The organism is uncultured Salinicola sp. (genome assembly GCF_937921195.1).
Taxonomy (GTDB): Bacteria; Pseudomonadota; Gammaproteobacteria; order Pseudomonadales; family Halomonadaceae; genus Salinicola.
This window is the reverse complement of the sequence record NZ_CALFQK010000081.1, coordinates 13,572-27,013: the sequence shown is the minus strand read 5'-3', so window position 1 is coordinate 27,013 and position 13,442 is coordinate 13,572. Positions and strand designations below refer to the sequence as shown.

Annotated in this window: 10 protein-coding genes; 3 read left to right on the top strand and 7 right to left on the bottom strand. The window is 64.3% G+C overall.

Going from position 1 to position 13,442, the window contains the following annotated elements:
* On the bottom strand, positions 1 to 746 hold a 746-nt coding region (gene ilvC, locus Q0602_RS07040; RefSeq protein ID WP_298840793.1), incomplete at its 3' end, for a ketol-acid reductoisomerase.
* Between the two features lie 193 nt (positions 747 to 939).
* On the opposite strand from ilvC, the gene ilvY reads away from it, so the two are divergent.
* Complete coding sequence (gene ilvY, locus Q0602_RS07035) at positions 940 to 1,824, top strand: HTH-type transcriptional activator IlvY (protein WP_298840790.1); 885 nt, start codon at positions 940 to 942, stop codon at positions 1,822 to 1,824.
* Positions 1,825 to 1,905: 81 nt separating this feature from the next.
* On the opposite strand, the gene ilvN is transcribed toward ilvY, so the two are convergent.
* Positions 1,906 to 2,397 carry an acetolactate synthase small subunit gene (ilvN, locus tag Q0602_RS07030; protein WP_071230775.1) on the bottom strand — a complete coding sequence of 164 codons (492 nt, stop codon included), beginning with the start codon at positions 2,395 to 2,397 and terminating at the stop codon, positions 1,906 to 1,908.
* Positions 2,397 to 4,121: an acetolactate synthase 3 large subunit gene (locus tag Q0602_RS07025; RefSeq protein ID WP_295040604.1), complete on the bottom strand. Its 1,725-nt coding sequence runs from the start codon at positions 4,119 to 4,121 to the stop codon at positions 2,397 to 2,399. The genes ilvN and Q0602_RS07025 overlap by 1 nt, the downstream gene beginning before the upstream one ends.
* Positions 4,122 to 4,729: 608 nt before the next feature.
* Between Q0602_RS07025 and Q0602_RS07020 the strand changes: the two genes are divergently transcribed.
* Positions 4,730 to 6,073 (top strand): sugar porter family MFS transporter, encoded by a 1,344-nt coding sequence (locus Q0602_RS07020; protein WP_298840786.1) that lies wholly within the window; start codon positions 4,730 to 4,732, stop codon positions 6,071 to 6,073.
* A gap of 121 nt (positions 6,074 to 6,194) precedes the next feature.
* On the opposite strand, the gene clpB is transcribed toward Q0602_RS07020, so the two are convergent.
* The 3 genes from clpB to rluD form a co-directional block, all read right to left on the bottom strand.
* On the bottom strand, positions 6,195 to 8,780 hold the full coding sequence (gene clpB / locus Q0602_RS07015; RefSeq protein WP_298840783.1) for an ATP-dependent chaperone ClpB: 2,586 nt from the start codon (positions 8,778 to 8,780) through the stop codon (positions 6,195 to 6,197).
* A 185-nt stretch (positions 8,781 to 8,965) separates the two neighbouring features.
* Positions 8,966 to 9,772 (bottom strand): peptidoglycan editing factor PgeF, encoded by an 807-nt coding sequence (gene pgeF / locus Q0602_RS07010; protein WP_298840780.1) that lies wholly within the window; start codon positions 9,770 to 9,772, stop codon positions 8,966 to 8,968.
* Positions 9,772 to 10,728 carry a 23S rRNA pseudouridine(1911/1915/1917) synthase RluD gene (gene rluD / locus Q0602_RS07005; protein ID WP_298840777.1) on the bottom strand — a complete coding sequence of 319 codons (957 nt, stop codon included), beginning with the start codon at positions 10,726 to 10,728 and terminating at the stop codon, positions 9,772 to 9,774. The genes pgeF and rluD overlap by 1 nt, the downstream gene beginning before the upstream one ends.
* A gap of 146 nt (positions 10,729 to 10,874) precedes the next feature.
* On the opposite strand from rluD, the gene Q0602_RS07000 reads away from it, so the two are divergent.
* Positions 10,875 to 11,687: an outer membrane protein assembly factor BamD gene (locus Q0602_RS07000; protein WP_298840774.1), complete on the top strand. Its 813-nt coding sequence runs from the start codon at positions 10,875 to 10,877 to the stop codon at positions 11,685 to 11,687.
* A gap of 94 nt (positions 11,688 to 11,781) precedes the next feature.
* On the opposite strand, the gene Q0602_RS06995 is transcribed toward Q0602_RS07000, so the two are convergent.
* On the bottom strand, positions 11,782 to 13,422 hold the full coding sequence (locus tag Q0602_RS06995; protein ID WP_298840772.1) for an NAD+ synthase: 1,641 nt from the start codon (positions 13,420 to 13,422) through the stop codon (positions 11,782 to 11,784).
* Between the last annotated feature and the right edge of the window lie 20 nt (positions 13,423 to 13,442).

Below are 13,442 nucleotides of genomic sequence, written 5' to 3'. Positions count from 1 at the left end.
GAGTAGTTCATGTTGGCGATGCCGCCCTCGTACATCAGGTCGACGATCAGCTTGAGCTCGTGCAGACACTCGAAGTAAGCCATCTCCGGCGCATAACCGGCTTCGGTCAGCGTTTCGAAGCCCGCCTTGACCAATTCGACGGCACCACCACACAGCACGGCCTGCTCGCCGAACAGATCGGTTTCGGTCTCGTCCTTGAACGTGGTCTCGATGATGCCGCTGCGACCGCCGCCGATGGCTGCCGCGTAGGAGAGAGCGATCTCCTTGGCCCGGCCGGAGGCATCCTGATGGATCGCGATCAGATCCGGGATGCCGCCGCCGCGCACGAACTCGGAACGCACGGTGTGACCCGGCGCCTTGGGCGCGATCATGATCACGTCGAGATCGGCGCGCGGCTCGACCTGGCTGTAATGGATGTTGAAGCCGTGGGCGAAGGCGATGGTGGCGCCCTCTTTCAGATTCGGCTCGATCTCTTGCTCGTAGATCGCCTTCTGGTTCTCGTCCGGCGCGAGGATCATCACGACGTCTGCGGTCTTGCACGCCTCGGCAACGCTCGCCACCTTGAGGCCGGCGCTCTCGGCCTTGGCCGCCGAGGAAGAGCCCTTGCGCAGGCCGACGGTCACATCGACACCGGACTCTTTCAGGTTGTTGGCGTGAGCGTGGCCCTGGGAGCCATAGCCGACGATCGTGACCTGTTTGGCCTGGATCAGGGAAAGGTCGCAATCCTTGTCGTAATAAACGTGCATATCGAACTCCGGAAATCGATTCTGATGAGCGTTCTGCTCGGAACTGTCGCCACTGAAACCCTGTCAGCGTTGATGGCCGCCGGCGCGGTCTGTCGCGGTGCGCGTCGTTTCAGCCTGACGCCACGATAAGCCAGGCAAAATATTGCGTAAAACGCTATATTTGCAATGCGATATTTCGGAATATGAAACGACCATGGATTACCGCCCACTGAACCATTTCCTGGCGCTGGCCGACCACCTGCACTTCGGCCGGGCCAGCGATGCCTGCCACGTCAGCCCCTCGACGCTGAGCCGTTCGATCCGCCAGCTCGAGGAGACGCTCGGCGTCACGTTGTTCGAGCGCGACAATCGCCACGTCACATTGACCCGGGAGGGCCAACTGTTTCACGCCTATGCCCGGGAGACGCTGGAGCAGTGGCAGGCGATGCAGGCCACGCTGATGGCGGAGACCCGCGAGCTGGCTGGCGAGATCAGCATCTACTGCTCGGTCACCGCCAGCTACAGCTTCCTGTACCGGCTGTTGAGCGAGTTCCGCCAGCGTCATCCCCGCATCGAGATCAAGCTGCACACCGGCGATCCCGCGGACGCCATCGCTCGCGTCCAGGCCGAGAACGAAGACATCGCCATCACCGCGCGCCCGCGCAGCCTGCCGGATGCGCTGGCGTTCAAGCCGCTGACGACATCGCCGCTGGTCTTCATCGCCCCTCGCGATGGCGCCGACTGGCTGCCCGCCACGCCGGAAACGCCAACCCCGTCGCAATGGAAGGACGTGCCGATGATCCTGTCCGAATCCGGCCTGTCGCGGGACCACGCCGACACCTGGTTCCGGGCGATGGGCGTCAGCCCCCGCATCTATGCCCAGGTGGCGGGCAACGAAGCGATCGTCAGCATGGTGGGCCTGGGTTTCGGCGTCGGCATCGTGCCGCGCATCGTGCTCGACAACAGCCCCCTGCTGGATCGCATCATGATCCTGCCGGTCAAGCCGGAGCTGCCTCACTACGATGTCGGCCTGTGCGTGCTCAAGCGCCGCCTCAAGAGTGCGCTGATCGAGGCGCTGTGGGCGCAGCTCCCCAACTGAAACGTTGCATTGAAAGATCGGGAACGCAAAACGCCCGACGGAATCGCTTCCGCCGGGCGTTGGTCTAGCGATGGCTCGTATCTACAGCGTGAGCAGCTTGTCCCCGCGGGCAATGCCCGATACGCCGGTCCGCGCCACTTCCAGAATGCCGATCGGCGCCATCGCCTGGATGAAGGCATCCAGCTTGCCGGCGTCGCCGGTGATCTGCACGGTGTAGACGCTCGGCGTGACGTCGACGATCTGCGCCCGGAAGATATCCGCCGTGCGCTTGACCTCGTCGCGGGCCGCCCCCAGCGCCTTGACCTTCACCAGCATCAGCTCGCGCTCGATGTGGTTGCCCTCGGTCAGATCGACCAGCTTGACCACGTCGATCAGCTTGTTGAGGTGCTTGGTGATCTGCTCGATCACCCGGTCGTCACCCACCGTGGTCACGGTCAGCCGCGACAGCGACGGATCTTCCGTCGGCGCCACGTTGAGGGTTTCGATGTTGAAGTTGCGCTGGGAGAACAGCCCCACCACGCGGGACAGGGCGCCAGGTTCGTTTTCCAGCAGAATCGAGATGATATGGCGCATCAGGTCCGCTCCGTCTTCGAAAGCAACATGTCACGCATGGAGCCCAGCGGCACCTGCATCGGATAGACGTGTTCGAACGGGTCGACATAGATATCGAGGAACACGAGCTCGTTGGTGTCGGCGAAGGCGCGTTCCAGTGCCGGCGCCAGCTCGTCGATGGTCGTCACCTTGATCGCAGTGAAGCCGTAGGCCTCGATCAACTTGGCGAAGTCCGGCAACGACTCCATGTAGGAGTGGGCGTGGCGGGACTTGTAGTTCAGATCCTGCCACTGGCGCACCATCCCCAGCGATTGGTTGTTGAGGTTGACGATCTTGACGCCGACGTCGAACTGCTTACAGGTCGACAGCTCCTGCATCATCATCTGGAAGCTGCCTTCGCCGGTGAAGCAGACCACGTCGTCCTGCGGATAGCTGAGCTTGATGCCCATCGCCGCCGGGAAGCCGAACCCCATGGTGCCGAGGCCGCCGGAGGTAATGAAACGGTTGGGCTTGGCGAACTTGTAGTACTGCGCCGCGAACATCTGGTGCTGACCCACGTCGGTGGTCACGAACGCCTCGCCGCGGGTAGCGCGATAGACCGCTTCGATCACCTCCTGCGGCTTGAGCGCCTCGCCCGGTTTCGACGGCTCGTAGAGCTTGCCTTCGCGCTCGGAGCGCCAGCCGTCGATGCTCTTCCACCATTCGCCCAGCGCCTCCGGATTGGCCGGCTCGCGACCCTGGACCAGGCTGATCATCTCGTCGATGACGCTGCCGGCCGCGCCGACGATCGGCACGTCCGCGCGCACGGTCTTGGAGATCGAGCTGGGATCGATATCCACATGAACGATCTTGGCCGTGGGGCAGAACTTCGAGGTGTTGTTGGTGACGCGGTCGTCGAAGCGCGCGCCGATGGCGACGATCAGGTCGGCGTGATGCATCGCCATGTTGGCCTCGTAGCTGCCGTGCATGCCGAGCCAGCCCAGCGACTGGCGGTCGCCCTGCGGATAACCGCCGATCCCCATCAGCGTGGTGGTGATCGGAAAGCCGAGCCGCTGGACCAGATCGGTCAACGCCTCCGACGCCCGGCCGGTGACGATACCTCCGCCGGTGTAGAACACCGGCCGGCGCGCCTTGAGCATCATGTCGACGGCCTTCTTGATCTGGCCGCTGTGCCCACGGGTCACCGGGTTGTAGGAACGAATCTTGACCTTCTTCGGATAGACGTATTCGTAACGCTCGGTGGGCGCGGTCATGTCCTTGGGGATATCCACCACCACCGGGCCGGGTCGGCCGGTGGCCGCCAGGTAGAACGCCTTTTTCAGGACTTCGGGGATCTCGCTGGGGTGCCTGATCGAGAAGCTGTGCTTCACGACGGGCCGGGTCACGCCGACGATATCGGTCTCCTGGAAGGCATCTTCCCCGATCAGATGGCTGGCGACCTGACCGCACAGCACCACCATCGGGATCGAGTCCATATAGGCGGTGGCGATGCCGGTGACGGCGTTGGTCGCGCCGGGGCCGGAGGTGACCAGCACCACGCCGGGCTTGCCGGAAGCGCGGGCATAGCCGTCGGCGGCATGGGTCGCGGCCTGCTCGTGACGAACGAGAATGTGTTGAACGCTATCCTGGCGAAACAGGGCATCGTAGATATGCAACGCCGCGCCGCCCGGATAGCCGTAGATACGCTCGACGCCTTCGTCTTTCAGAAAGCGGGCGATCATGTCGGCGCCGGAAAGTAATTCCACTGGTGAGTCTCCCCTGGAAGTTCGAGTGCCGCTTCGCGGTTCTGGTGACAAACCGGGTTCGTGAATGGTTGGCGCAATCCACGAACACGAAGCTCAATCACGGCGATACGCCGCTGCCGACGGTTGAACGTCGACGCCTGATGCCATTTCCTGGCGTCCTGGGCCCGGGGTGGGGACCCGCACTCTTAGGAACCGCTGGCGCCGTGGCGCCGACAGCTCCTGACACGGCAGATCGCCGTGTCGGGGTTGGCGGGAACAGGCGTTTGGCCCGCGCCCTTCTTTCCTCAGAAAGATATCCTTCGACAGGCGGGTAGAGGTCGCTCGGAACCTACCCTTCACGCAGCGGCCGGGGATCACCCGTGATTGGCTGCGCCCGCAATCAGGAACCGCCTAGATTCCACCAGCGCCCAGGGACTGTCAACCTCCAGCGCCCTCAGCCAGGGGGCAAGCGAGCATGTCGCCTCCGTGCTGCGAATGGCGCCGACTAAAGTTGGAGCGCTTTGCGCAGCGCCCTGCTGGCATCGCTGCTGTACTGAACTCGAGACTGCATCGGGTTCAAAACGCTGATTGATGAGCTCGTGGACAAATCCACTTATGGAGTAACGCGCATGTCCCCCATCGTGAAATGGTCCGCGTTCGTGGCCATGGCAGGCTTTCTCTTCGGTTTCGATACCGCCGTGATATCCGGTGCGGACAAGCCCATTCAGGAACTGTGGGGGCTGAGCGATCTTCAGCACGGGCTCTTCATCATGTCGATGGCGCTATGGGGGACGGTCCTCGGCGCGATCTTCGGCAACTGGCCGACCGACCGGCTGGGCCGGCGGGCGACGCTCTTCATCATCGGCGTGCTCTACTTCGTCTCCGCGGTCGGCTCGGCACTGGCCACCGATCCGTTCTGGTTCTCGTTCTTCCGCCTGATCGGCGGCTTCGGGGTGGGCATGTCCTCGGTCGCGGCCCCGGCCTACATCTCCGAAATCGCACCGGCCGAGAGGCGCGGCAACCTGGTGGCGCTCTACCAGTTCAACGTGGTGTTCGGCATCTTCATGGCCTACGTCTCCAACGCCATTCTCGGCAGCCTGCTGGGCGACGACGCCTGGCGCTGGATGGTGGGTGTCGAAGCCGTACCGGCTCTCGTCTACACCCTGGCGCTGCTCAAGGTGCCGGAGAGCCCGCGCTGGCTGATCCTCAACAAGGAGGACACCCTCGCTGCCGCCGACGTGCTGAACCAGATCGACCCACAGCGAGACACCCGGGAGCAGATCGAAGAGATCCAGGCGGCCGACCGCGAGGACAACAAGGTTCACTCGCGCTTCTTCTCGCGCCGCTATCGGCTCCCCATCGTTCTGGCCTTCCTGATCGCCTTCTTCAACCAGTTCACCGGCATCAACTTCGTCCTCTACTACGCGCCGCGCATTCTCGAGTCCGCCCAGTTGGGGGATAACGCTGCCCTGCTTTCGACTGCCGGCATCGGCTTGATCATGGTGATCTTCACCATGATCGGCATGGCACTGATCGATCGCTTCGGCCGGCGGACGCTGATGTACATCGGTTCGGTGGGCTACATCATCTCGCTGTCGATCATCTCCCATGCCTTCTTCACCGATAACCTGGGCGGCGCGCTGATCCCGTTGCAGCTGTGCCTGTTCGTCGCTGCCCACGGCATCAGTCAGGGCACGGTGATCTGGGTCTTCATCTCCGAAATCTTCCCCAACCGCGAGCGGGCACGCGGCCAGTCTCTCGGCAGCTTCACCCACTGGTTCTTCGCCGCGGTCATCACACTGGTGACGCCATGGGTGCTGGGGGTCTTCAACGGCGGCCCGGTGTTCGCCTTCTTCGCCTTCATGATGGTGCTGCAGATCGTCTTCGTCGCCTTCCTGATGCCGGAGACCAAGGGGATATCGCTGGAGAAACTGCAGCAGAAGCTGTCGCCGCAGGGGGAATCAGGGCATTAAAAAGCCCGTGACGCTGGCGTCACGGGCGGGAAACGGTCAGGACGCGACCGTAGCTTCTAGAAAATGGTTTCCAGGAAGGTGGAGTGACGGTCGGCCCGACACATCTCGTCGGGCCGAGCCGTTACTTGTCGAACACCAGGTGATCGCCCTCGGCGCGAACGCGAATCGTGTCGCCCGGCAGGAACCGGCCCGAGAGCAGGTCCTGCGCCAGCGGGTTCTCGATCCGACTCTGGATCGCCCGCTTGAGCGGACGTGCGCCGAACACCGGGTCGAAGCCGACCACCGCCAGTTGCGCCATCGCCTCACTGCTGACCTCGAGCTCGAGGTCGCGTTCGGCCAGGCGGCCACGCAGGCGATCGAGCTGGATCGAGGCGATCGCCTGGATCTGCTCCTGGCCGAGGGCGTGGAACACCACCACCTCGTCGATACGGTTGATCAACTCCGGCCGGAAGTGGTTGCCCACCACCGTCATCACCGCGTCGCGCATGGCCGAGTAGTCGCTCTCCTCGCCGCCCATGCGCTGGATCACGTCTGAGCCCAGGTTCGAGGTCATCACGATCACCGTGTTGCGGAAGTCGACGGTGCGCCCCTGGCCATCGGTCAAACGGCCGTCCTCGAGCACCTGCAGCAGGATGTTGAAGACATCCGGATGCGCCTTCTCCACCTCGTCGAGCAGTAGCACCGAATAGGGCTTGCGGCGCACGGCCTCGGTCAGATAACCGCCCTCCTCGTAGCCGACATAGCCGGGAGGCGCGCCGATCAGCCGGGCCACGGAGTGCTTCTCCATGAACTCCGACATGTCGATGCGCACCATCGCTTCCTCGGTATCGAACAGGAAGTTGGCCAGCGACTTGCACAACTCGGTCTTGCCCACGCCGGTGGGCCCGAGGAACAGAAACGAGCCGTTGGGCCGGTTGGGATCGGAAAGTCCGGCCCGCGAGCGTCGCACCGCATTGGCAACCGCCTTGACCGCCTCGTCCTGACCAATGACCCGCTCGTGCAGCGCCTCTTCCATGCGCAGCAGCTTGTCGCGCTCGCCCTCGAGCATCTTGGCCACCGGGATCCCGGTCCATCTCGACACGACTTCGGCGATCTCCTCCTCGGTCACGTTGGAGCGCAGCAGCTGATGCGTCGAGGTGTCCGCACCGTCGCTGTCGCTGCTCTCCGCGATCTGCTGCTCGAGCTTCGGGATCACGCCGTACTGCAGTTCCGACATCCGCCCCAGGTCGCCCTGGCGCCGGGCGGCCTCGAGATCGATGCGAGCCTGCTCGAGATCGGCCTTGTACTGGGCCGCGCCCTGAATGCTGGCCTTCTCGGATTTCCAGACTTCCTCGAGATCGGCGTATTCGCGCTCGAGCTCGTCGATCTGCGCTTCGAGATTGTCGAGCCGCTTCTTGGATGCCTCGTCGGTCTCCTTCTTCAGCGCCTCGCGCTCCATCTTGAGCTGGATCAGGCGCCGGTCGAGCCGGTCCATCTCCTCCGGCTTGGAGTCGAGCTCCATGCGAATGCGCGAGGCGGCTTCGTCGATCAGGTCGATCGCCTTGTCGGGGAGCTGCCGGTCGGTGATGTAGCGGGTCGAAAGCTTGGCCGCAGCGATGATCGCGCCGTCGGTGATGTCGACCCCGTGATGCACCTCGTAGCGCTCCTTGAGCCCCCGCAGGATAGCAATGGTGTCCTCCTCGGACGGCTCGTCTACCAGCACCTTCTGGAATCGGCGCTCCAGCGCGGCGTCCTTCTCGATGTATTGCCGATACTCGTCGAGCGTGGTCGCGCCGACGCAGTGCAGTTCGCCACGGGCCAGCGCCGGCTTGAGCATGTTGCCGGCATCCATCGCGCCTTCGCCCTTGCCGGCGCCGACCATGGTGTGCAGCTCGTCGATGAACAGAATGACGCGCCCCTCTTCCTTCGATAGTTCGTTGAGCACGGACTTCAGCCGCTCCTCGAACTCGCCGCGGAACTTGGCCCCCGCCAGCAGCGAGCCCATGTCGAGAGAGAGCACGCGCTTATCTTTCAGCCCCTCGGGTACCTCGCCATTGACGATACGCTGCGCCAGCCCCTCGACGATGGCGGTCTTGCCCACGCCAGGCTCGCCGATCAGGACGGGGTTGTTCTTGGTCCGGCGCTGCAGAACCTGAATCGTGCGTCGGATCTCGTCGTCACGACCGATCACCGGATCGAGCTTGCCTTCGGTGGCACGGGCGGTCAGGTCGAGGGTGTATTTTTCCAGCGCCTCACGCTTCTCTTCGGCATTGGCGTCATCGACATTGGCGCCGCCACGCAGCTCGCCGATCGCGGTCGCCAGTCGCTTGCGATCCAGACCCGACTGGGTCAACACCTTGGTGAGCCCGTTCTTCATGTCCAGCGCGGCAAGCAGTACCAGCTCGATGGCGATGTACTGGTCGCCGCGGGTCTGGGCCTCCCGGTCGGCCAGATTGAACAGCCGCGCCAGATCCTGGCTCATGCTGACGTTGCCGTCGAACTGACCGACTTCGGGCAGATTGTCGAGATAGCCGGCCAACCCTTCCCGCAACCGGCTGACATCGCCTCCGGCTTTCTGGACCAGCCCCTTGATGCCGCTGTCGCGCATCTCGAGCAGCGCCATCAGCAGATGCCCCGGGTCGAGCTGGTTGTGTCCCCGCCCTACCGCCAGCGACTGCGCTTCGGCCAGCGCGTTTTGCAGCTTGGTCGTCATGCGATCCATACGCATATCTTTGCCTCCAGGAGCCGGTTCAGGTCATGGCCCGGCGGCTCGGTTATTCATTAGTTGACACTTAAATGGAGGTATGTTGGATCTTTTCAAGCGAGGCGAATGAAAAATTCGCCGCGACGGAACGCCACAGACGAATGAAATTCATGGAAAGAGAGCGCGAACCTGGCGACAGTGCGGGCGAGTCAGCGCAGCCAGATCATGCTGGCCATGCGTCCGGTGCGGCCGTCATCGCGGCGATGGGAGTAGAAACGGGATTCGCAGGCCGTACAGAAATGACCGCCGCTGATCGATAGCACGCCGACACGCTCCAGACGCAGTCGGGCGAGCCGGTAGAGATCCGCCATGTAATGTCCCAGCCGATAAGGGCTGCGCTCGAAAGCGATCTCGGCTTCCGGCTGCATGGCGACGAAGGCTTCGAAGACTTCCGGGCCGACCTCGAACTGGGCGTTGGAGATCGCCGGCCCCATCCATACCATCAGCTCTTCGGGATCGACGCCCAGGGCCGCCACGCTGGCCTCCAGCACGCCGCCCGCCAGACCGCGCCAGCCAGCATGAGCCAACCCGACCCGCGTTCCCTGGCGATCGCAGAAGAAGACCGGCAGGCAATCCGCGGTCAGGATCACGCAGGCGTGGCCACGGTCGAACGCCACCGAGGCGTCGGCCTGGGGCGGGTGCTGCCGATATCCGCCCTGGTAGCTCTGCATGACGCGTGCACCATGCACCTGGTCGAGCCACAACAGCGGCCGTTCGTCGCCGACCTCGGCAACCAGCCGATCCCGGCAGCGAACCACGGACTCGGGATCGTCCCCGACGTGGGCCGCCGGGTTGAAGGCGGCGAAGTCGCCACGACTGGGCCCGGTCTCCCGCGTGGTGACGAGGGCGCCCACGGTGCTCGGCGCGGGCCAGTCCGGCAGCAGCAGGGTCGGCGCGTCGCTCGTCGAGGTCTCGGGATCGTCCGTCAGCGTCGACGAACACGAGGGTGAATGCATCAATCGGCCTCCTGATCCTCACGCAGCGCATCCAGCAACAGCAGCATGTCGTCCGGTAGCGGCGCCTTGCACTCGACCGGCGCCCCGCTGACCGGATGGTCGAAGCGCAGCTTGTGGGCATGCAGCGCCTGCCGTGGAAACGTCCTCAGCAGCGTTTTCAGTGACTCGCCCGCGCCCGCGGGCAGCTTGAGTCGCCCACCGTAGACCGGGTCGCCGATCAGCGGATAGCGGACGTGTGCCATGTGCACCCGAATCTGATGCGTCCGCCCGGTCTCGAGCCGGCAGCGAACATGGGTGTGGCCGCGAAAGCGCTCGTTGACGCGATAGTGCGTGACCGCCGGCTTCCCCGAGGCGGTCACCGTCTGACGCTGACGATCCTTGGGGTGGCGCCCGATCGGCGCATCCACCTTGCCACCGGCGGTCATCGCGCCGACCACGATGGCGTCGTACTCGCGCGATACCGTCCGCGCCTGCAACTGGGCCACCAGCGCGGTCTGCGCCGTCAGCGTCTTCGCCACCATCATCAGTCCGGTGGTGTCCTTGTCGAGACGGTGAACGATCCCCGCCCGCGGAACCGCCGCCAGCGGCGCATGATGATGCAGCAGGGCGTTGAGCAGCGTGCCATCGGGGTTGCCGGCGGCAGGATGCACGACCAGCCCGGCAGGCTTGTCGATCACCATGACGTCGTCGTCCTCGAACACGATCGACAGCGGGATCGCCTGAGGTTCCCAGCGAGTCTCTTCCTCGAGCCGGGTGTCCAGCGCTAGCCGCTCGCCGCCGATCACCTTATCCTTGGGCCGGGCCTTCTCTCCGTCGACCGTCAGTTCCCCCTGCTGAATCCAGCTCTTGAGACGCTCTCGCGAGAAGTCGGGGAACATTTCGGCTGCGGCCTGGTCCAGACGTCGCCCGGCCAGACGATCGGGTACGCGCTCGTCGCGTTTGAGGATGTCAGCCATACGTGGGGATCGGTTCCGTTTCGCCGGTGCGTTTCGTCAGCACGTTTCGTGAGTGCGTTTCGTCAGCACAAAGGTTTGCTTTATAGTGAGTCGGATTCGGCGGATTCTAGCACGGCCGCCAAGGAATGGTTGATACGAGGATGATGATGCGATTTTCTGCGCGATGTTCCGCTCTGGCCGCCCTGTTGCTGGCAGGCGCACTGCTCGCTGGCTGCGCCAGCAACGAGCCTGCCCCCGACCTGCAGGAGCAGGATCTCTATAAGCAAGCCCAGAGCTCCCTCGATGCCGGCCGCTACAGCACTGCCGTGACACAGCTGGAGACTCTGGATACGCGATTCCCCTTCGGCCGTTACGCCGAGCAGGCGCAACTCGAACTGATCTACGCCTACTATCGAGTCGAGGACTGGGAGAAGACCCGCGCCGCCGCCAGCCGCTTCATCCGCCTCCACCCGGATCATCCCCAGGTCGACTACGCCTACTACATGCGCGGCCTCGGCGCCTATCAGGCGGGCCGCTTCAGCCTCGAGAGCATGGAGCTGATCGATATCTCCAAGCGCGACCTGGGCGCCTCGCGTGACGCCTACGTCGATTTCGGCGAACTGGTGCGTCGCTTCCCCGACAGCGCCTATGCGCCGGATGCCCGCCAGCGCATCATCTACCTGCGCAACGTCATGGCCCGCCACGAACTGCAGGTGGCCGACTTCTATCTGCGCAAAGGGGCCTATGTCGCGGCCGTCGAACGTGGCCGCTGGGTGATCGAGCACTATCCCAAGTCAACCGCCACCCGCGACGCGCTGGCGGTGATGGTGGAAGGCTACCTGGGGCTGAACATGCGAGACCGGGCCGAGACCGTGCTGCAGACGCTGATTCAGAACGATCCCGACAACAGCCAGCTCGACGGCGATACCTTCGTGCCCAAGCACGTCGATGTCGACCCGCCGCTGACGCTCAAGGGCTGAAGCCGCGAGCTACGAGCTACGAGCTTAAAATCGAAAGCGCCGCTTGCTGACAAGGCAAGCGGCGCTTTTCGTTGGCTCCAAAGCAGAAGAAATTCTAGCTCCCCGGCTGCCAGCCGTTGACGATGGGATAACGACGGTCGCGGCCGAAGCCCCTGAGCGTGACCCGCACCCCGACCGGCGCCTGACGCCGCTTGTACTCGCTGCGATCGACCAGCTTGACCACCTGATAGACGTCGTCGCGCTCGAACCCGGCCTCGATGATCGCTTCGGCACTCATGTCGCCCTCGATGTAGCGCTCGAGAATCGCGTCCAGCACGTCGTATCCCGGTAGCGAGTCGCTGTCCTGCTGATCCGGCGCCAGCTCGGCAGACGGCGGCCGAGTGATCACCCGCTCGGGAATCGCCGGCTCCTGCGCGTTGCGCCAGTTGGCCAGGCGATAGACCCAGGTCTTGTAGACATCCTTGAGCGCATTGTAGCCACCGACCATGTCACCGTAGAGCGTGGCGTAACCCACCGCCATCTCGCTCTTGTTGCCGGTGGTCTGGACCATCAGGCCTTTCTTGTTGGAGATCGCCATCAGCAGCACGCCGCGCACGCGGGACTGCAGGTTCTCTTCCGTGGTGTCCGCCGCCAGCCCGCTGAAGCTCTCGGCCAGCGTCTCGGTGAACGCTTCGACCATCGGCGCAATCGGCATGACTTCGTAACCGACGCCGAGCATTTTCGCCTGTTCGGCGGCATCGGCCTGGGAGATCTCGGCGGTATAGTGATACGGCATCATCACCGCATGGACCCGATCCGGCCCCAGCGCGTCGACGGCGATCGCCAGCGACAGCGACGAGTCGATACCGCCGGAGAGCCCCATCACCACGCCCTTGAAGCCACTCTTGTTGACGTAGTCGCGCAGGCCCGTGACCAACGCGCAGTAGAGATTCTCCTCGGCGCCGGGCAGCGGCTCGCGCTCGCCGGGCTGGGGCTTCCAGCCGCCCGCCTCGTGGGTGAAACGAACCGGCATCAATCCGACCTGCCAGAACGGCGCCCGCACGGCGACCTCGCCGGCAGCGTCCAGCACCAGCGAACCGCCATCGAACACCAGTTCATCCTGGCCACCGATGGCGTTGACGTAGACCAGCGGCTTGGCCACTTCACGCGCCCGTGCGGCAAACAGGCGCTCGCGCTCCGCGGGCTTGTCGAGATGAAACGGCGAGGCGTTGAGCGTCACCAGAATGTCGGCACCGGCTTCGGACGATTGGCGCACCGGCGCACCATCCCAGAGATCCTCGCAGATCAGGATGCCGAGCCGGGCGCCCCGGTGCCCGATCACCAGCGGCTCGCTCCCGGGCTCGAAGTAGCGATCCTCGTCGAAGACCTGGTAGTTGGGCAGCGCCTGCTTGGCGTATTCACCCCGCCATTCGCCGCCCAGCAGGATCCCCGCCAGATTGCGACGTTCGCCATGCCGCATGCCCGGATAGCCGACCACCACCAGCGTCTCCGGCGCCATCTTGCCGATCTTGCGCGCCATCTCTGTCAGCGCGTCCTGCAGGCGCGACTCCATCGCCTCGCGCAGCAGCAAGTCCTCCGGGGGATAGCCGGTCAGGAAGAGTTCGCTGAACACGACCACGTCCGCATCGTGCTCGATGCGCGCCTCGCGTACCGCCTCGATGGCCGCCGCGGTATTACCGGCGATGTCGCCGACCATCGGGTCCAGTTGGGCCATCACCAGGGTCAGGTCTTGCATGAGTACACTCGTCTCCAGAC

Bases quoted from the DNA above. Each gene is read 5' to 3' on its own strand.
- rluD (WP_298840777.1), bottom strand. From the start codon at position 10,728: ATGGCTGACATCCTCAAACGCGACGAGCGCGTACCCGATCGTCTGGCC.
- ilvN (WP_071230775.1), bottom strand. From the start codon at position 2,397: ATGCGCCATATCATCTCGATTCTGCTGGAAAACGAACCTGGCGCCCTG.
- Q0602_RS06995 (WP_298840772.1), bottom strand. From the start codon at position 13,422: ATGCAAGACCTGACCCTGGTGATGGCCCAACTGGACCCGATGGTCGGC.
- clpB (WP_298840783.1), bottom strand. From the start codon at position 8,780: ATGCGTATGGATCGCATGACGACCAAGCTGCAAAACGCGCTGGCCGAA.
- pgeF (WP_298840780.1), bottom strand. From the start codon at position 9,772: ATGCATTCACCCTCGTGTTCGTCGACGCTGACGGACGATCCCGAGACC.
- Q0602_RS07020 (WP_298840786.1), top strand. From the start codon at position 4,730: ATGTCCCCCATCGTGAAATGGTCCGCGTTCGTGGCCATGGCAGGCTTT.
- ilvY (WP_298840790.1), top strand. From the start codon at position 940: ATGGATTACCGCCCACTGAACCATTTCCTGGCGCTGGCCGACCACCTG.
- Q0602_RS07000 (WP_298840774.1), top strand. From the start codon at position 10,875: ATGCGATTTTCTGCGCGATGTTCCGCTCTGGCCGCCCTGTTGCTGGCA.